General features: G+C 67.3%; 15 protein-coding genes and 1 pseudogene. 7 read left to right on the top strand and 9 right to left on the bottom strand.

All coding sequences use genetic code 11. The features are described 5' to 3' along the window. Positions 1-572: 572 nt before the first annotated feature. The 6 genes from ltp2 to B0T44_RS00700 are packed head-to-tail and all read right to left on the bottom strand — an operon-like array spanning position 573 to position 7,652. Positions 573-1,760, bottom strand: a complete 1,188-nt coding sequence (gene ltp2 / locus B0T44_RS00725) for a 17-hydroxy-3-oxo-4-pregnene-20-carboxyl-CoA lyase (RefSeq protein WP_077118466.1) — start codon at positions 1,758-1,760, stop codon at positions 573-575. 7 nt (positions 1,761-1,767) lie between these two features. Further along, the gene (locus tag B0T44_RS00720) at positions 1,768-2,184 is read right to left on the bottom strand and encodes a MaoC family dehydratase (RefSeq protein ID WP_077118468.1); all 417 of its coding nucleotides are present in this window, start codon (positions 2,182-2,184) and stop codon (positions 1,768-1,770) included. Then, the gene (locus B0T44_RS00715; protein ID WP_077118567.1) at positions 2,181-3,134 is read right to left on the bottom strand and encodes a bifunctional MaoC family dehydratase N-terminal/OB-fold nucleic acid binding domain-containing protein; all 954 of its coding nucleotides are present in this window, start codon (positions 3,132-3,134) and stop codon (positions 2,181-2,183) included. The genes B0T44_RS00720 and B0T44_RS00715 overlap by 4 nt, the downstream gene beginning before the upstream one ends. Before the next feature lie 47 nt (positions 3,135-3,181). Continuing rightward, positions 3,182-4,351 (bottom strand): acyl-CoA dehydrogenase family protein, encoded by a 1,170-nt coding sequence (locus tag B0T44_RS00710; RefSeq protein WP_077118471.1) that lies wholly within the window; start codon positions 4,349-4,351, stop codon positions 3,182-3,184. After that, on the bottom strand, positions 4,336-5,400 hold the full coding sequence (locus B0T44_RS00705; protein ID WP_077118473.1) for an acyl-CoA dehydrogenase family protein: 1,065 nt from the start codon (positions 5,398-5,400) through the stop codon (positions 4,336-4,338). Before B0T44_RS00705 ends, B0T44_RS00710 begins: the two co-directional genes overlap by 16 nt. A gap of 26 nt (positions 5,401-5,426) precedes the next feature. Next, positions 5,427-7,652, bottom strand: coding sequence for an acyl-CoA dehydrogenase family protein (locus tag B0T44_RS00700; protein WP_077118475.1), 2,226 nt, complete (start codon positions 7,650-7,652; stop codon positions 5,427-5,429). A gap of 135 nt (positions 7,653-7,787) precedes the next feature. On the opposite strand from B0T44_RS00700, the gene kstR reads away from it, so the two are divergent. The 7 genes and pseudogenes from kstR to B0T44_RS00665 all read left to right on the top strand — a co-directional run bounded on the left by kstR (position 7,788) and on the right by B0T44_RS00665 (position 16,226). Then, a complete protein-coding gene (kstR, locus tag B0T44_RS00695; protein ID WP_077118477.1) occupies positions 7,788-8,432 on the top strand; it encodes a cholesterol catabolism transcriptional regulator KstR in 645 nt (214 codons plus the stop codon). Positions 8,433-8,538: 106 nt separating this feature from the next. Next, positions 8,539-11,112 carry a trehalose-phosphatase gene (gene otsB, locus B0T44_RS00690; RefSeq protein WP_077118480.1) on the top strand — a complete coding sequence of 858 codons (2,574 nt, stop codon included), beginning with the start codon at positions 8,539-8,541 and terminating at the stop codon, positions 11,110-11,112. Positions 11,113-11,260: 148 nt separating this feature from the next. Beyond that, the gene (locus tag B0T44_RS00685; RefSeq protein ID WP_077118482.1) at positions 11,261-12,103 is read left to right on the top strand and encodes a metal ABC transporter solute-binding protein, Zn/Mn family; all 843 of its coding nucleotides are present in this window, start codon (positions 11,261-11,263) and stop codon (positions 12,101-12,103) included. A 43-nt stretch (positions 12,104-12,146) separates the two neighbouring features. Next, positions 12,147-13,058, top strand: a pseudogene (locus B0T44_RS00680) (metal ABC transporter ATP-binding protein); the annotation flags it as partial. A gap of 175 nt (positions 13,059-13,233) precedes the next feature. Then, a complete protein-coding gene (locus B0T44_RS00675; RefSeq protein WP_425436836.1) occupies positions 13,234-14,100 on the top strand; it encodes a metal ABC transporter permease in 867 nt (288 codons plus the stop codon). A gap of 85 nt (positions 14,101-14,185) precedes the next feature. After that, complete coding sequence (locus B0T44_RS00670; RefSeq protein WP_077118487.1) at positions 14,186-15,355, top strand: acyl-CoA dehydrogenase family protein; 1,170 nt, start codon at positions 14,186-14,188, stop codon at positions 15,353-15,355. Between the two features lie 61 nt (positions 15,356-15,416). After that, positions 15,417-16,226: an enoyl-CoA hydratase/isomerase family protein gene (locus B0T44_RS00665; protein WP_077118489.1), complete on the top strand. Its 810-nt coding sequence runs from the start codon at positions 15,417-15,419 to the stop codon at positions 16,224-16,226. A gap of 33 nt (positions 16,227-16,259) precedes the next feature. Here B0T44_RS00665 and B0T44_RS00660 read toward each other — a convergent pair whose 3' ends face one another. The 3 genes from B0T44_RS00660 to cysS form a co-directional block, all read right to left on the bottom strand. Then, positions 16,260-16,532 (bottom strand): DUF4190 domain-containing protein, encoded by a 273-nt coding sequence (locus tag B0T44_RS00660; RefSeq protein WP_077118491.1) that lies wholly within the window; start codon positions 16,530-16,532, stop codon positions 16,260-16,262. Between the two features lie 85 nt (positions 16,533-16,617). Further along, the gene (rlmB, locus tag B0T44_RS00655) at positions 16,618-17,592 is read right to left on the bottom strand and encodes a 23S rRNA (guanosine(2251)-2'-O)-methyltransferase RlmB (RefSeq protein WP_077118569.1); all 975 of its coding nucleotides are present in this window, start codon (positions 17,590-17,592) and stop codon (positions 16,618-16,620) included. Further along, the gene (gene cysS, locus B0T44_RS00650; RefSeq protein ID WP_077118493.1) at positions 17,592-18,995 is read right to left on the bottom strand and encodes a cysteine--tRNA ligase; all 1,404 of its coding nucleotides are present in this window, start codon (positions 18,993-18,995) and stop codon (positions 17,592-17,594) included. The genes rlmB and cysS overlap by 1 nt, the downstream gene beginning before the upstream one ends. Positions 18,996-19,041: the final 46 nt, after the last annotated feature.

Raw genomic sequence — 19,041 nt, 5'->3', positions numbered from 1 at the left:
GGTACTTTCCTTTGCCACCGACCACGTAACGACAAATCTGCCAGCGATAGTCCGATCACCGGGAAACAGCGGCCGGACATTGTGATAGTTCACCAAACCCGGTATCCGGCACCCCGCATACCGCCGTCCCCAGCGGCCGCCAACAGGCGAGCTGGGCACCGATCTCGGCCGCCCCGCGCCGACTGCGAGCGCACCGGCCAGCATGGCCAGCGAGCTCCAAGAAGCCGGGCCACTGGTTCAAGAGTCGCTACAGCAGCCGGAGGGCGCGCCGAGCCGAGCAGCGCCGGGATCGCACGGCGCTGCTGTCGGCGTAGCTACGCGCCTGGCCGGTGCACTCGAGCCGGGTCGACGAGGATCAGCGTTCCGTGCGCAGTCGTCGACCGGCTGTCGACTCGGGCTACTGGCGTGAGATACAGGAAAACCCCAGGTCCCCCAAGCGCCACTTCAGCAACCACAGTGAAGTACACGCGATCCCCGCAAACGCCCCTAGCGTCTCCCAAACCGTATAGAGCGCGGTTCCCGCGGGCACATCGAGCAGCGCCGCAGGAATTACGGCGCTGCTGTCGCCGTGGCTATGCGGCCTGGTCGGCGCTGAGCACCAAACCTGATGTCGGTACGCCGGTGCCTGCGGTAACCAGCACGTTCTGGACCTCGGGCACCTGGTTTACCGAGGTGCCGCGCACCTGGCGTACGGCTTCGGCGATTCCGTTCATGCCATGGATATAGGCTTCGCCGAGTTGGCCGCCGTGGGTGTTGATCGGCAGTTTGCCGCCGAGTTCGATGGCGCCGTCGGCGATGAAGTCCCGTGCCTCGCCGCGCCCGCAGAAACCGAGTTCCTCTAGCTGCATCAGCACGAACGGGGTGAAGTGGTCGTAGAGGATCGCGGTCTGCACGTCCGCGGGGCGCAGGCCGCTCTGCGCCCACAGCTGGTCGCCGACCAGACCCATTTCGGGCAGGCCGGTCAGGGCGTCGCGATAGTAGCTGGTCATCACGTACTGGTCGGCGCTGCTGCCCTGGGCGGCGGCGGTGATCACCGCGGGGCGCTGCGGCAGGTCGCGGGCCCGTTCCACGCTGGTCACCACGATCGCTACGCCGCCGTCGGATTCCTGGCAGCAGTCCAGCAGGTGCAGGGGTTCGGCGATCCAGCGGGAATTCTGGTGATCTTCGAGGGTGATCGGTTTGCCGTAGAAGAACGCGTCCGGGTTCACCGCCGCGTGTTTGCGGTCGGTGACCGCGACCCGACCGAAGTCCTCGCTGGTCGCGCCGTAGACGTGCATGTACCGGCGGGCCACCATGGCGACTTGAGCGGCGGGGGTGCCCAGGCCGTGCGGATACGACCAGGATGCGTCGATACCAGACGAGGTCGGAGCCGACGCCAACGCGGTGGAGAACTGGCCGAACCGTGACACGGACCGCTCGTTGAACGCCCGATACGCCACCACCACATCGGCGACGCCGGTGGCTACGGCCATCGCCGCCTGCTGCACAGTGGCGCAGGCAGCGCCGCCGCCGTAGCCGATATGGCTGAAGAACTTCAACTGCGGGATACCCACCGACCGCGCGACCGCGGCCTGGGTGTTGTTATCCATGGTGAATGTGGTGAGGCCGTCGACATCGGCGGGGGTGAGCCCAGCGTCGGCGAGGGCCGCAGTGACCGCTTCGGCGGCCAGCCGCAGTTCGCTTCGGCCGGAATCCTTGGAGAAATCGGTGGCGCCGATACCGGCGATGGCGGCGCGCCCGGACAGTGCGTGATTAGTCACGAAAACCTCATTCCGCGGGCCGGATAGCGATAACGGCCTGCGCCGTGATGTGGTCACCGAGGCTGTCCCGGCCGGTGACGTCGATATGGATATCGTCGCCCTCGACCGCGGTCACCGTCCCGGTGAGGGTCAGGGTGTCGTTGGCGTACAAGGGGACCCCGAGCCGCAGCTTGATCGACTTCACCACCGCACGCGGGCCCGCCCAGTCGGTGACGAAACGCTGCACCAAGCCGGTGTCGGTGAGGATGTTGACGAAAATATCCTTGGAGCCGCGTTCGACCGCCTTGTCACGATCGTGGTGCACGTCCTGGAAATCCCTGGTCGCCAGCGCGGTGCTGATGATGAACGTGGGATCGGCGTGGATGACCAGTTCGGGCAGTTCGGTCCCGATCCGCACGGTGGCGGGTTCGATGGTGGCGGTCATGAGCTCACCTTCCAGAACGGCAGCGCCGTATCGTCGTCCAGCTTCTCGAATTCCACTTCGACTGCCATGCCGACCGCCACCGCATCGGGTTCGACCCCGCGCAGCTCGCCCAGCATCCTTACGCCTTCCTCCAGTTCGACCAACGCCACCACGAACGGCAGCTCGCGGCCCGGCACCTTCGGTGCGTGATGCACGACGTAGCTGAACACCGTGCCGTGGCCCGAGGCGACGACATAGTCCGTCGGCTCGGATTTGTCCTGCCAAATCGCCGGAATCGGCGGATGGCGCAGCGTGCCGTCGGGTAGCCGCTGAATGCGCAGCTCCCCGGTCTTGGTCCCTGACCAGAAGAATTCGGTATCGCGGGAGACCAGCGGCCGCACCCGGTTGGCGGGCGGTTCCTGCTTGGGCTCGTCCTTCTTGGACGCTGCGGTGCCGGGCGCGAATTTCAGGATGCGGAACAGCATTTCGGTGACCAGTTCGTCACCGACGTACCAGTTGGTGCGGTAGGTGAGGAAGAAGCCGTCGCCCAGCCCAGTCCGTTTGGGTCCGGTGATTTCGGCCAGCGCGCTGGTGACCTGCACCTGCTCACCGGGAACGAGGTACCGGTGGTAGGTCTGCTCGCAGTTGGTGCCGACCACCGAGGTGTAACCGGCGGCGTCGAGTAGTTCGTTGGTGGCCGCCATCGGATCGTCTGCCGGACGGGAACCGTGCAGGCCGAACATGGTCCACACTTGCGCCATCGCAGGCGGGGCGACGATACCGGGGAATCCGGCGGCGCGGGCGGCTTCGGCGTCGGTGTAGATCGGGTTGGTGTCGCCGATGGCCTCCACCCAGTTGTTGATCATCGGCTGGTTCACCGGGTCACGCCCGGCTCTGGGCGCGGATTCCCCCGCCGCCTTGATCTTTTCCGCGGCGGCGATGACCGCTTCCGGGGTATAGGTTTCCGGCACGCGCTGCTCCTTCGCGTCTAGCTCCTCGGATGTTCGGGCGGAACGGCTCATCGGGGCACGCGGGGCAGGCCGAGACCCGACGAGGCGATCAGTTCCCGCATCACCTCGTTGACGCCGCCGCCGAAGGTCACCACCAGGTTCTGTTTGGTGCGCCGGTCCAGCCAGCCCAGCAGTTCCCCGGTGGCCGGATCGGCGGGGTCGCCGTAGCGGCCGACGATTTCCTCGGCCAGCCTGCCCGCCTCCTGCAGCGATTCGGTGGAGTACACCTTGGTAGCCGACGCGTCCGCGATGATCTTGGCCTGATCGGAATGCGCATCCTCGGCGGTGGCGGCGACCTGCCAGTTCAGCAGTTCGTTCAACCGCACCATGGCCCGGATCCGGCCCAGGAGGCGCTGTGCGTCGGGTTCGTCGAGCACCCCGCGCGGGCGCGCCCAATTGCGCACCTTGTCGTAGAGCTGCTCGATCTTGCCGGATGGCCCGAGGCTGACCCGCTCATGGTTGAGCTGGGTGGTGATCAGCCGCCAGCCTTTGTTCTCCTCGCCGACCAGCATGCCCGCGGGAACGCGCACATTGTCGAAGTAGGTGGCGTTGGTGTGGTGGGCGCCGTCGCAGGTGATGATCGGCGTCCACGAATAGCCAGGATCGCTGGTGTCGGCGATCAGGATGGTGATACCGCGGTGCCGTGACTCCACCGATCCGGTGCGGCAGGCCAGCCAGACGAAATCGGATTCATGCGCCCCGGTGGTGAAGATTTTCTGGCCGTTGACGATCCAATCGCCGGATTCGTCGCGGACCGCGCTGGTGCGCAGTGACGCCAGATCGGTGCCCGCCTCCGGTTCGGAATAGCCGATGGCGAAATGGATATCGCCGGCCAGGATTCCGGGCAGGAAGCGCTGCTTCTGCTCTTCGGTGCCGAACTGTTGCAGGGTCGGCCCCACGGTCAGCAGGGTCACCAGCGGCAACGGTACGTCCGCGCGGGAGGCCTCGTTGAAGAAGATCTGCTGTTCCACCGGGCCGAAGCCCTGGCCGCCGTATTCCTTCGGCCAGCCGACACCGAGCCAGCCGTCGCGGCCCATCCGGCGCACCACCTCGCGGTAGGCGTCGCCGTGCCGGTTCACCGCCATAGCGGCGTCCTCTTCGGGGGTGACGAGGTCGGCGAAGTAGGCGCGCAGTTCGTCGCGCAGCTTGCGTTGTTCGGTGGTCAGGTCGATGAACATCCGGCCCCCAATCGGTCGAGGCGCAGCGACGCGCCGCCCAGCCAGCGGGCGAGGTCTTTGGCCTGGGAGTAGTAACGGTGCATCGGATGCGTTACGTCGACGCCGATACCACCGTGCAGGTGATGGCATTTCTGCATGGCCGGCGGCAGCTGCTCGGCCACCGTGTAGGCCAGGACAGCCAGGTCGTCGTCGATCCGATCCTGATGCTCCGGCGTCGAATCCTCTTGCCCGAGCGCCCAGTTCGCGGAAACGGCAGCGACGTGCAGGGTGCGTGAGACCACGTACAGGTCGGCGATCTGCTGGGCCACCGCTTGGAATTCGGCCAGCGGCCTGCCGAACTGGTGCCGGGTCCGCACATGTTCGGCGGTCAGGGCGAGCGCACCTTTGAGCAGCCCGTCGGCGACCGCACCGATCGACGCCAGCGCAGCCCGGTAGAGCTCGGGCTGCGCGTCGGCCAGCAACTGTTCGGCCGGGATCTCCACGGCGTCCAACCGCAGCGAGAACTCCGGCAGGCCTGCCGAAACCGGCGATTCGATGCGCGACAGACCGGGAGCCTCGGCATCCACCAGTGCCACACCCGCATCGGTGGGCACCAGGATCCAGCGAGCCTGATCAGCACACGGCACCGCCACCTTGTGGCCGGTGATGCGCACCGTATCGCCGTTGGGTACGGCGGTGGTCTGCGGATGCTGCGGGAACGGCGCGCCCGGTTCGTTGAGCGCCGCGGTGAGTACCCCGCCCTCGGCGACCGCCGAGAACACCTTGTCGGCCACCGCTTCCGGCGCGGTCCGCAACAGCGGCAGCACACCGAAACCCAAGGTCGGCAGGGCAGGTACGGCGACGGCGTCGGTGGCAAGTTCGGTCAGCAGCACCGACACCGCGTCCACCCCCATATCGTCGCCGCCGCACCGCTCCGGTATCGCCACCGACAGCAGTCCGCTCGACACCAGGGACGGCCACAGTCCCGCGTCGCGTTCCGATTCTCGTTCCAGCAATCCGACGACGACCTCGGCCACCGCATCCTGGGCTTCGTCTCTGGTGAAGTCCACGCTCTATCTCCCAGTCGTTGCACGAACTAGCTGCCGGCTTCGCGGGGCAGTCCCAGAATCCGCTCACCGGCCACGGTCAGCAGGATCTGTTCGGTACCGCCCGCGATCGACAGACAGCGGGTGAGCAGGAACTCCGAGGTGTCCTCGGTTTCCCGCGCACCGGCCGGGCCGGCCACCTCGACGGCGAATTCGGCGACCGCCTGACGGTGCCGTACCCCGACGAGTTTGCGCACACTGCTCTGCGCTCCCGGATCGCCGCCCGCCAGCATCCGAACCGCAGCGCGCTGCTCGAGCAGCAGGCCGGCGATGGCTTCGGCGACGAAACCGCCGAGCCGGTCGTTGACCAGCTCGGCACCGGCACCGGTGGCGGGCAGTTTCGCGATGAGTTCCTCCAGCACCGGCCCGATACCGTTGCCGCCCATGGCGACCCGCTCGGTGGACAGCGTGGAGCGGGCGATGCGCCAGCCGTTACCGAGAGCGCCGACCACGCAGTCGTCCGGGACGAATACCTCGTCGAGGAACACCTCGCTGAACCGGTCTTCGCCGGTGATCTGCACCAGCGGCCTGATCTCGATGCCCTTGCTCCGCATATCGACCAGGAAGTAGCTGATGCCCTTGTGTTTCGGCGCGTCCGGGTCGGTGCGGGCCAGGCAGATACCCCAGTCGGCCTGGTTGGCCAGCGAGGTCCACACCTTCTGCCCGCGCAGCGCCCAGCCGCCGTCGACCTTGGTGGCGGTGGTGCGCAGGGCCGCCAGGTCGGACCCGGCTTCCGGCTCGCTGAACAGCTGGCACCACACCACATCGCCGCGCAGGGTGGCCCAGGCGAACCGGTCGATCTGCTCTTGGGTGCCGTGTTGCAGCAGCGTCGGCACCGCCCAGCCACCGATGGCCAGGTCGGGGGTTTCCAGGCCTGCGCGGCGCAGTTCCTCGGAGATCACCAGGCCCGTCATCGGGTCCGCGCCGCGCCCGTACGGCTTCGGCCAGTGCGGCATCAGCAGCCCGGCTTCGGCGAGAGCTGTCCGCTGCTCGTCGGTGGGCAATGCCGCGATCCGCGCGACCTGTGCGCTCAGCTCTTCGTCGGCCGCACCGCCGCCGGTTTCCGTCCCCTTGGTCTCTTCGAATACCCGGTCGGCTCCGGTGCTCCGGCGCTGTCCGGCGCGGGTGAGTTCGGTCACCCGGGCACGCCAGTGCGGCGCCCCGCCGAGTAGTTGCCGCAGGGCGACTGCGCGGCGCAGGTAGAAGTGGGCGTCATGTTCCCAGGTGAAACCGATACCGCCGAGCACCTGAATACAGTCCTTGGCGGTGTCGACGGCGGCGTCCAGTGCGATCGCGGCGGCGATGGCCGCGGCGATCGGCAGTTCGGCGCCCCCGGAATCGACGGCGGCAGCAGCGTCGGCGGCGACCGCGCGGATCAGTTCGGTGCGGCACAGCATCCACGCGCAGATGTGCTTGACCGCCTGGAACGAACCGATCTTGCGGCCGAACTGCTCACGCACCTTGGCGTAATCGACCGCCGTGTCCAGGCACCAGCCCGCTATCCCGGCCAGTTCCGCGGCGGCCAGCGCGACGATCAGGTCTTCGACCGGGTACGGCGGCGCGAACACCGCATCGGCGGCCACGGGTACGTCGGTGCAGCGCACCCGGGCCAGTGGGGTGCTGTGGTCGAACGGTTCCAGCGGTTCGATCTGCAATCCGGAGGCGTCCGGCGGGATCAGGCACCAGCGGCGGCCGTCGGGGAAGCGCACCGGCAGCAGCACCGCGGTCTGCGGCGCGGCCCCGAGCACCGATTCCCATGTGCCAGTGAGCAGCAGCTCACCGTCGGTGGTCTCGATTCCTGGTTCGGATGTCGCTAGGCTGCTCGCCGACCCGACAGCGTTGTCGTGGTCAGCATCGCCGGTGCCACCTGATCGGGGGCCGGCGACGGTGTCCAGTGCGATACCGCACGGCTGCGTCTCGTCGAGGCTGCCGCCGGTCACCAACCCGGCGACCGCGGTCGCCAGCACGGGTCCGCCGACCAGATCATGCGCCGCTCGCTCGATCAGCACGGCCAGATCGGACACCGAGCCATCAGCGCCGCCCGCGTCCTCGGCTACCGCGACCCGGAAGATTCCGAGCTCGGCCAGCGTTGGCCAGTAGGTACGCCAGAAGCCGGTGGTGTCGGCCCGCATTGTTGCAATCGGTTGCACCGCTGCTGCCCATCCGCGCATCGACTCTTGGACGGCTTTATGCTCGTCAGTGGTGGCGATGGTCACAGTCCATACCGCCTTTCCGGCGTGACTCCCACACCTAGAACATGTTCTAATATCCTTGCCGGGCGGAAGTCAAGCGACCCCCGCCCCGACGGACGGAACGCGCACCAAACGTCTTTTCGGAAAGGACTCCTCTCCATGGCCAGCCCCTCACGTGCACAGTCGGACGACTCGAGCGGGCTCCCCGCGGCGACTGTCACCACGTTGCGTGAGGACGAACTGAGTTCGGCCGCGCAGCGGGAACGGCGTAAGCGCATCCTGGACGCCACCCTGGCACTGGCCTCCAAAGGCGGATACGACGCGGTGCAGATGCGCGCCGTCGCCGAACGCGCCGACGTCGCGGTGGGCACCCTCTACCGCTACTTCCCGTCCAAGGTGCATCTACTGGTCTCGGCACTGGCCCGGGAATTCGAGCAATTCGAGGGCAAACGCAAACCGCTGCCCGGGCAGACACCGGAAGAGCGGATGCACGCACTGCTCACCCAGATCACCCGGATGATGCAGCGCGACCCGTTGCTCACCGAGGCGATGACGCGCGCGTTCATGTTCGCCGACGCCTCCGCGGCCGCCGAGGTGGACCGGGTCGGCAAGGTGATGGACCGGGTCTTCGCCCGCGCCATGAACGACGGCGAACCCAGCGAACGCCAGCTCGCCATCGCCCGCGTCATCAGCGACGTGTGGCTGTCGAACCTGGTGGCCTGGCTCACTCGGCGGGCTTCTGCAACCGATGTCGCGCAGCGTCTCGAATTGACCGTCGACCTGCTGCTGGGCAGCCGTTCCTGACTTTGGGCGAGCGCATACACTTCAGCACGAATCGGTGTGGGCGACGTAACCCAGTATTGTCATGCGCGCCCCCCTGAAAACCCCCTCCGATCATTAGGTTGGATGTGTGAGCGCACAGGATCTGCCTCGAGAACTTCGCCGTGCATTGTCGACGGTCGCGCGCGTGCCACGGCTGCTGGTCGCATCGGACTACGACGGGACTATCGCACCCATCGTGCCCGATCCGACCAAGGCCTACCCGCACGGTGAGTCCGTGCGGGCATTACGCGCACTCGCCGGTCTTTCCGGCACCACAGCCGCGGTCATCTCCGGCCGCGCGCTGCGCGATCTGGCGGCGCTGTCGCGGCTACCGGTCGAGGTACAGCTGATCGGCAGCCATGGCTCGGAATTCGATGTCGGCTTCGTGCATGCCATCGATAGCGACGCCAAACAGTTGCTGCGCGAAGTGGCGACGGCGTTGAATCAGATCGCGGGCGAGAACCCGGGCGTCACCGTCGAAATCAAGCCGGCCAGCGTGGCGCTGCATGTACGCAACGCGGGCCCGGAGATCGGCCGCCGCGCGCTCAACCAGGTCCGGCAGGGACCTGCATGCTGGGTCGGCGTGCAGGTCACCGAAGGTAAGGCAGTGATCGAACTCGCCGTGGTGCCCACCGACAAAGGCACCGCCCTCGACACCATCCGGCATCAGGAGGGCGCGTCGGCAGCGGTCTTCTTCGGCGACGACGTCACCGACGAGAAGGCTTTCCGCGTGCTGTCCGGCCCCGACGTCGGCATCAAAGTCGGCGACGGGGACAGCCTGGCCAAGTACCGGGTGCCCCACACCGAGGCCGTCTCCTGCGCGCTCGCCTTCCTGCTGGAGGAGCGCCGCACCTGGCTGGCCGGTGCGAGCGCACCCCGCATCGAACGGCTGTCCATGCTGGCAAGCCCGCGTTCGGTGGCGCTACTGACCCCCGACGCCACGGTCACCTGGCTGTGCCACCCGGAACCCGATTCGGCGGCCGTGTTCGCGCATCTGCTCGGTGGACCCGATGCGGGCCATTTCAGTATCGCGCCGCTGCGGCCCGGCCTGCCGCTGTCGCAGCGCTATCTCGACGGCACCATGACCGTGGAAACGCGGTGGGCGAAACTGCAGGTTGTCGACTATTTACCGCATGACGTCGACGACAGCCGCACCGACCTGACGCGTGTCATCACCGGCGACGCCCGCGCGGTGGTGACGTTCGCGCCGCGCCCGGAGTTCGGCCAGGTTCCGGTATCGATGGAAATGGAAACCGACGGCCTGCGGGTGTGGGGCACCAACGACCCCACGGTGCTGCGCTCCCCCGGTGTGCAGTGGGAGATCCAGAGTGACGGTGTGCACGATGTCGCGACGGCCGTGATCGACCCATCCCAGGGGCCGATCGTGCTGGAATTGCGCTGCGGCACAACTGACCTGGCTCCGGCAGGCACCAGCGAACCGGAACGCCGCCAGGAAACCGAGGCCTACTGGTTGCAGTGGGCGTCGACGTTGGATCTGCCTGCACTGAAACCGGATCTGATGAAACGTTCCGCGCTCACCCTGCGCGGCCTGGTGCACGCGCCGTCCGGCTCCATCCTGGCCGCCGCGACCACTTCGCTGCCGGAGGATATCGGCGGGGTGCGTAACTGGGATTACCGCTACTGCTGGCTGCGCGATGCTGCGCTGACCGCGTCGGCGCTGGTGTCGCTGGGCTCGCTGCAGGAGGCCGAGGGGTTCCTCGACTGGGTGCACCGGGTGCTGGAGACGCTGCCCGGCCCGGAACGTCTGCACCCGCTGTACACGATCTACGGCGAAACCCTGCCGCCGGAGGCGGTGCTCGACCAGTTGCCCGGTTATGCGGGCTCCCGGCCGGTGCGTGTCGGTAACGCCGCGAATATGCAGGTTCAGCTGGACGTTTTCGGTCCCATTGTCGACCTCATCGCGTCGCTGGCCCATGCCCGCGAACGTAAGGGCATCACCGAGCCGCGGCAGGCGCTGCCGGACGCGGACTGGGAACTCGTGCACGCCATGGTCTCCGCGGTGCAGCGGCGCTGGCAGGAACCCGACCACGGTATCTGGGAGATCCGCGGCAATCCGCGTCACCATGTGTATTCGAAGGTGATGGGCTGGCTCACCGTGGACCGGGCGCTGGCCTTGGCGCAGAAGTTCGACCGGAAGTTCGACCCGGAATGGCCGGAACTGCGCGACACCATCGCCGACGAGGTGAAGACCAAGGGCTGGAATGACGAGGTCCAGTCGTTCACCGCCGCCTACGACGGCACAGACCTGGACGCAGCCACCCTGCATATCGGGTTGAGCGGGCTCATCGATCCCTCGGATCCGCGGTTCGCTGCCACCGTCGTCGCCACGGAGGCGGAGTTGCGCAGCGGTTCGACGGTCTACCGGTACCACCACGACGACGGGCTTCCCGGCGGCGAGGGCGGTTTCCACCTGTGCGCCGCCTGGCTGGTGGAGGCCTACCTGCTGATCGGCAAGCGTTCCGACGCCGAGGCACTGTTCGCGCAGCTGGTGGATGTCGCGGGTCCGACCGGTCTGCTCAGCGAGGAGTACGACCCGGTGGCCGAACGCTCGCTCGGTAACCATCCGCAGGCCTACAGCCATCTGGGCCTGCTGCGGTGCGCGCAACTGCTCGGCCAGCCGGTGGAAGCGCTGGTCGGCTAGCCGGAAATCGCCGAGAAGACCGCTCAGTTCGTACACTCCGACGAGCTCCTGCTAAAGTAAAACGGAAACGGTTTCCATTAAGCTTTAGCAGGAGCCCCGAGTGAGATTCAGATTCAGCCGTACCTGCACCGGGGTCGCAGTGGGGCTCATGGCCGCACTCTCCGTCACCGCTTGCGGCACCGCAGGCAGCGACTCCGGCAAACCCACGGTTATCGCCTCCACCACCGTATGGGCCGATATCGCCGCAACCGTCGCTGGACCCGACGCCACGGTGGAGGCCCTCATCACCGACCCCGCCGCCGATCCGCATTCCCATGAGACCTCGGCGCTCGAATCGGCCAAGATCAGCGACGCCGACCTGGTCGTCTACAACGGCGGCCACTACGACGAGTTCGTCGGCAAGGCGCTCGCGGGCAGCGCTGCCCGCACCGTCGAGGCGTTCGCCGCCCGCGCCGCCGATATCCACGACGAACAGAACGAACACGTCTGGTACGACGTGCAGACAGTCGCCGCGGTCGCCGGACAGATCGGCCGCGTGCTCGGCGAGCTCGATCCCGAACGTGCCGCGAGCTACGCCGACCGAGCCACCGCCCTGGGCGACCGCCTGGCCACCGTCACCGCCATCACCGACAGCATCGCGGCCGCGCACCCGCAGGCACCGGTGCTGCAGACCGAACCGCTGGCCTACTATCTGCTGCTGGACGCGGGCATCGACGACCGCACCCCGCGCGACTATCAGGAAGCCATCGAACAGGAAACCGACCCCGCGCCCGCTGCCGTCGCCGCGACCCGGGACCTGATCGGCGCCGAACAGGTCCGCGTCCTGATCTACAACGTGCAGACCGAAGACCCGGTGAGCAAGGATTTGCGCGCCGCTGCCGTGGCCGCGAACATCCCGGTGGTCGAGGTGACCGAGACACTGCCACCCGGCCTCGGCTACGTGGACTGGCAGATGAAGAACGCGCAGGCGCTCGCCGACGCCCTCGGCTGAGACCCACCCGCACAGCAACCGCCGAACGAACGGACATGATCGGATGAGCGACTCCACCGCGCTGCCCGCTGACAAAGGGGCAGGACGTGGATACCCGGCGCGCGCAACGGCCACACAGGGCAACGGCCCGAACGTACCGGTCGCAGACACGCCCGCGGTCCGGCTCGCCGACGCCCGCCTGTCCTTCGGTGACCGGACCCTGTGGAACGGGCTGGACCTGCAGGTCGAGCCCGGCGAGTTCATCGCGATCCTCGGCCCGAACGGCTCCGGCAAAACATCGCTGCTGCGCGTGCTGCTCGGCCAGCTCGCCCTCACCGCAGGCAGCGCCGAAATCGCCGGTATGCCTGCACGCACCGGGCACCCCGCCATCGGCTACATCCCACAGCAGAAGACGATCGACGCCGGAGTGCAGCTGCGCGGCACCGATCTGGTTGGCCTCGGTGTCGACGGTCACCGCTGGGGTCTCGGCCTGCTCGGGCGCGCCGAACGCAAACGCAAGGTCGCGGCCGCTATCGCCGATGTCGGCGCGCAGGCGTTCGCGAACGCGCCGCTGGAAAGCATGTCCGGTGGGGAACAACAGCGGCTGCGGGTGGCGCAAGCCCTGGTCGGCGACCCCGGTGTGCTGCTGTGCGACGAGCCGCTGCTCAGCCTCGATCTGGCGAATCAGCGCCTGGTCTCGGAACTGATCGACCGGCGCAGACGCGAACACGGCACCGCTGTGTTGTTCGTCACCCACGAGATCAACCCGGTTCTGCCGTTGGTCGATCGGGTGCTGTATCTGGTGGACGGCAAGTTCCGGATCGGTACCCCGGATGAGGTGATGACCTCTGCGGTGCTGTCGGAGCTGTATCAAACCGAGGTCGATGTGCTGCGGGTCCGGGGCAGGCTGGTCGTCGTCGGTACCGGCGACACCATGGACGCGCTCGGCGCGGCGGGCGCCCACTGCCACGGCGAACCCGGAACCCCGCACATCGCGCCCGTTATCGGCCATGACCGGCATCGGGCGAACGGTGACGGGCACGTGACAGATGCGGGCGAGCTGGACCTGCGCGAGAGCACGCATCCCGACGACGAGCGGGCGAGATTGTGATGGACGGTGGGGCTGCGATGGACGGACTGACGGGGTTGTGATGGACAAGCTGTCCGAAGTGGTGACGAAGATGTTCGACATCAGCACCACGGTGCATCTGCTCGGCTACAGCTTCGTGCAGCAGGCGGTACTGGCGGCGGCGCTGCTCGGGCTGCTCGCCGGGGTGATCGGGCCGTTGATCATCAGCAGGCAGATGTCGTTCGCGGTGCACGGAACCAGCGAGCTGTCGCTGACCGGCGCCGCGGCGGCGCTGCTGGCCGGGATCGGTGTGGGTGTGGGCGCGATCGTCGGGTCGGTGGTGGCCGCGGTGCTTTTCGGGGTGCTCGGTGCGAAGGCCAGGGAACGCGATTCGGTGATCGCGGTGGTGCTTTCCTTCGGGCTCGGTCTCTCGGTGCTGTTCCTGTGGTTGGGTCCGGAACGGGCGGGCTCGAAGTTCTCGCTGCTCACCGGCCAGGTGGTCAGCGTCGGCTACAGCGGGCTCACCCTGTTGGCCACCTGTACCGCAGCGGTGTTGATCGTGCTCGCAGCGGTGTATCGGCCGCTGCTGTTCGCCAGTACCGATCCCGAGGTTGCGGTGGCGCGCGGGGTGCCGGTGCGGGCGCTTTCGGTGCTGTTCGCGGTGATGCTCGGCGTCACCGCCGCATTCGGTGTGCAGATCGTCGGCGCGCTGCTTGTTCTGGCGATCCTGATCACCCCCGCGGCCGCCGCGGCTCAGCTCACCGCCGACCCGGTCAGGGCGACCGTGTTGACGGTGGTGTTCGCGGAGGTGTCGGCAGTGGGCGGAATCATGCTGTCGCTCGCGCCAGGTGCGCCGGTATCGACCTTCGTCACCAGCATCTCGTTCCTGATCTACCTGGTCTGCCGGGTCGTCGGGGCACGGCGCAGACAGCTGGCCCGGGTCCGCTGACCCTTCTGCAGGCGGCTGCCTTCAGTCAGTGGGGTGGGGTTTCGTATGCTCGTCCCAAGCGCCCACTGAACAAAGGTGACCACCGATGATCGACTTCTCGATTCCTGCCGAGCTCGCCGCCGAACGCGATCGGGTCCGTCAGTTCGTCGCCGACAAGATCGTGCCCTTCGAACGCGATCCACGGCTGACCGCGCACGGCCCCAGCGACGAGCTGCGCCAGGAGTTGGTCGAACTCGCCCGCACCGAAAACCTGCTGACCATCCAGGCTCCGGTCGCACTCGGCGGGCGCGGCCTCACTCACCTCGAACAGGCAGTGCTGTACGAGGCGGCAGGCTGGTCCACCCTCGGCCCCATCGCAATGAACTGCGCCGCCCCCGACGAGGGCAATATGTTCCTGCTGTCCAAGATCGCCGACCCGGACCAGACCGAGCGCTATCTCGTCCCGGTGATCAACGGCCACCAGCGGTCGGTATTCGCGATGACCGAACCCGACGGCGCAGGCTCCGACCCGGCCCAGCTGGCCACCACCGCCACCTTCGACGGCGAGAACTTCACCATCAACGGCCGCAAATGGCTGATCACCGGCGCCAACGGAGCCAAGACCTGGATCATCATGGCCCGGCTCGCCCCTAACCCGCATCTGCCCGAAGGCCCCACCCTGTTTCTCACCGACGGCGACCAGCCCGGCATCGTCATCGAACGCACCATGAACACAATGGACCGCAACTACGTCGCCGGGCACGGCGTTGTCCGGTTCGACAACCTCACCCTGCCCAAGAACGCGCTGCTCGGCGAAGCGGGCCAGGCGCTGCGCTACGCCCAGTTACGGCTGGCCCCCGCCCGGCTCACCCACTGCATGCGCTGGCTCGGCGCCGCCGAACGCGCCCAGCACATCGCCATAGGGCACGCACGCACCAGGACAGCGTTCGGGAAGCCGATCGGTGAACACCAGGGTGTGTCGTTCATGCTGGCCGATAACGAGATAGCGCTGCACCAGTGCAGGCTCACCATCTGGCACGCCTGCTGGCTGATGGACCAGGGCGAAAAAGCCCGCCATGAGAGCTCGATCGCCAAAGCGTACGTCTCCGAGGAGCTGTTCAAAGTGGCCGACCGCTGTGTGCAGGTGCTCGGCGGCATCGGCATCAGCGACGAGACAGTTGTCGAGATGATCTTCCGAGATATGCGGGCATTCCGCCTCTACGACGGCCCCACCGAAGTGCACAAGTACGCAATCGGCCGGAAAGTGCTTCGCTGAAACTGGACCTGTGCCCAATGTCGCGCCACGGGCGTCGGTGGGCCCGTCTACGATCCTTGGCATGAGTTCGGAACTGCTCGTCGATGTCTCCGCGGGCATCGCCGTCCTCACCCTCAACCGCCCCGCCCAGCAGAACGCCTTCACTCCGGCGATGACTTCCGCGCTCAACACCGCACTACGCCGCTGCGACGACGAGGACGCGATCCGCGCCGTCGTGATCACTGGAACACAGCCCGCCTTCTGCGCAGGCGCAGACCTGTCCCAGAGCGCAGGCGAAGTCACCGGACATCTGGACCCGCCGCCGTTCCGGATACGCAAACCGGTGATCGCGGCCGTCAACGGACACGCGGTCGGTATCGGCCTGGCCGTAGCGCTGCAATGCGATCTACGGTACTTCGCCGAAGACGCGGTGTACGGGCTGAGTCAGGTCCGACGCGGGGTACTCGCCGACGGCTATGTGCACTGGACGCTGCCCCGGCTGGCCGGCCTGGCCAATGCCGCCGACATCCTGCTCACCGGCCGCACCTTCGACGGCGCGGAAGCCGCAGCGATGGGGTTGGCCAATGCGTGCCTGCCCGGCCCCGAAGTGCTGCCGACCGCGCTGGCGGTCGCCCACGACATCGCCAACGGTTCGGCGCCGTTGAGCGCGGCGCTGTCGAAACGGCTGCTGTGGGAGGGAGTCGGGATGGAGTCGGCGATGGTGGGACAGTTGGAGACCGAACTCAATCACCATATCGCCAAGGGCATCGACAGCGGCGAGGCGATGGCGGCGTTCCGGGAGCGCCGCAACCCCAACTGGTCGGGTTCGGTCAGCGAAGAATGGCCCGCCTGGGACGGTGCGACCACAGCGGACCAACCCAGCCTGGACTGAACGGGCGTTCCAGCCATCCAGGCCGTACGCGATTCAGCGCAGCAGCATCAGCAGGTACAGCAACGCCATGATGATCATCAGGATAGTGCCGACCACGCCGCAGATGAAGCCGACGACAACCTGGACCCGCCCACCGTACGCGCCGCCTGAGGCTTCGATCTGATCCAGCGCCCGCTTCCCCAATGCCCACGCGATCGGCCCGGTCAAGCCGCAGCACGGCAGGAGGCTGACCAAGCCAAGGAACAGCACGGCTGTCGCGTTGGGATGCTCGACGGGCTGGCCGACGGGCTGGTTGGGTATCACCACACCACGAATTCTACGGTGCCGCGCCGGATTTGCGGTTCAACGCCATCCGATTCCGGCAAAAAGGCTGCGTGGCAGGCCGTGCGGTTCAGCTCCGGCGCTGCCTGGCGATCTCGGCCAGCACCACACCCGCCGCAACCGAGGCGTTCAGCGATTCCACCGGCCCCGACATCGGAATGCTCAGCACCGCATCGCAGTTCTCCCGGACCAGCCGCGACAACCCCTTACCTTCCGAACCGACCACAAGCACCGTCGGCGCGGTACCGTCGAATTCGTCGATCGTGGTGTCGCCACCCGCATCCAGACCGACCACCTGGATTCCCGTGGCAGCCCAATCCTTCAGTGTCCGAGTGAGGTTCGTCGCACGCGCCACCGGGATCCTGGCCGCGGCACCCGCGCTGGTCCGCCACGCCACCGCCGTGACACTGGCGCTGCGCCGCTGCGGAATCAGCACACCCTGCCCGCCGAAAGCAGCCGCCGAGCGGATCACTGCACCCAGATTGCGTGGATCGGAGATATTGTCCAGCGCGACCAGCAGCGCGGGCACAGCCGCCTGCCGGACCTGATCGAGCAGATCGTCCGGGTGGGCGTAGGTGTACGGCGGGACCTGTAATGCCAGCCCCTGATGTAAACCGTTGGAGCTCATCCGGTCCAGGTCGGTGCGCGGAACCTCGAGAATCGAGATGCCGGTTTCGGCGGCGATGCGCACGCTCTCGGTCAGCCGCTCGTCGTTCTCGGTGCCCACCGCGACATACAGAGCCGACGCGGGCACTCCTGCGCGCAAACACTCGACCACCGGGTTACGTCCGAGCACCAACTCCGGCCCGTCATCGGTCTTCCGGCCCGCGGAACGAGCACCACGACCGCCCGCCTGCCGGGCTTGCGCCGCTTTGGTTTTCGCGGCGGCACGTTTGGCCGCCGGATGGTTCTTACGCATCTCGGCGGGCGGGGTCGCGCCACGGCCCTCCAGACCGCGCCTGCGCTGACCGCCGGAACCGACCACCGCGCCTTTTTTGGTGCCACCCTTGCGGATAGCTCCTCGTCGCTGCGAATTCCCTGCCATCAGCCAGCCTTTCCGGAAGATGAGGCGAGCGACCATTCCGGGCCGTCCGGGGTATCGGTCACCTCGATGCCCGCAGCCTGCAACCGATCGCGCACCGCGTCGGCGGTGGCCCAGTCCTTGGCCACCCTCGCCTGCTGGCGGCGTTCGAGTTCGGCGCCGACGAGGACGTCCAGCGCCGCTGTCGCGGCCGAGTTGTCGCCCGCGGTGCGCCAGTGCGGGTCGAGCGGGTCGACGCCGAGAATCGCGAGCATTGCGCGCACCTGACCGGCGTGCTCGCGGGCAGTGTCGATAATGCCCGCATCCAGGGCGCGATTGCCCTCGTGTACGGCGTGATGGATTTCGGCGAGCGCCTTGGGCACCCCGAGATCGTCGTCGAGCGCTGCGGCGAAACCGTCGGTCCATTTGCCCATCGGCGCCTCGCCGCCGCGTTCGGCGACCCTATGCACGAACCCCTCGATCCGCTGATAGGACTGGGCGGCGTCATAAAGCGCCTTATCGGAATACTCCAGCATCGACCGGTAGTGCGCGCTGCCCAGATAAAACCGCAGTTCGACCGCCCGGACAGTTTTCAGCACATTCGGCACCGACAGCACATTGCCGAGCGATTTCGACATCTTCTCCCCGCCCATGGTGACCCAACCGTTGTGCAGCCAGTACCGGGCGAAACCGTTTCCGGCCGCTTTCGACTGAGCGATTTCGTTCTCATGGTGCGGAAACACCAGGTCCATACCGCCGCAGTGAATATCGAATTCGGAGCCGAGATAGAATTCGGCCATCGCCGAGCATTCCAGATGCCAACCGGGACGACCGGGCCCCCACGGCGACGGCCAGGACGGTTCGCCGGGTTTGGCCGCCTTCCACAACGTGAAATCACGCTGGTCGCGTTTACCGACACCCGCGCTTTCGCCCTGATGCACATCGTCGAGCCGGTGGCCCGACAGCTGCCCGTACTCGGGATAGCTGGCCACATCGAAGTAGACATTGCCCGCCGAAGCGTAGGCGTGGCCGCGGTCGATCAACCGCTGCGTCAATTCCACCATCTGGGTGATATGCCCGGTTGCGCGCGGTTCGGCCGACGGCGGCAGCACACCGAGTTGCCGGTAGGCGCGGTCGAAGGCGCGCTCATAAGTGGCCGCCCACTCCCACCACGGCCTCCCCGCAGCCTTGGCCTTGGTGAGGATTTTGTCCTCGATATCGGTGACATTACGGATGAACGCGACATCGAGACCACCCGCCGACAGCCAGCGGCGCAGCACATCGAACGCGACGCCGCTGCGCACATGACCGATATGCGGTTCGGCCTGAACGGTGGCGCCACACAGGTACACCGAGGCATGGCCCGGGACCAACGGCGTGAAATCACGCAAGGCCCGCGTCTCGGTGTCGAAAAGGCGCAGAGTCACGGCAGACGATCCTAGCTGGTATATAGGGGTGCACTCGTTGCGGTGC

Origin of the sequence: Nocardia donostiensis, assembly GCF_002081715.1 — a bacterium.
Classification (GTDB): domain Bacteria; phylum Actinomycetota; class Actinomycetes; order Mycobacteriales; family Mycobacteriaceae; genus Nocardia; species Nocardia donostiensis.
Note: the sequence above shows the minus strand (reverse complement) of the source record. Positions and strands in the feature narration are given on the sequence as shown.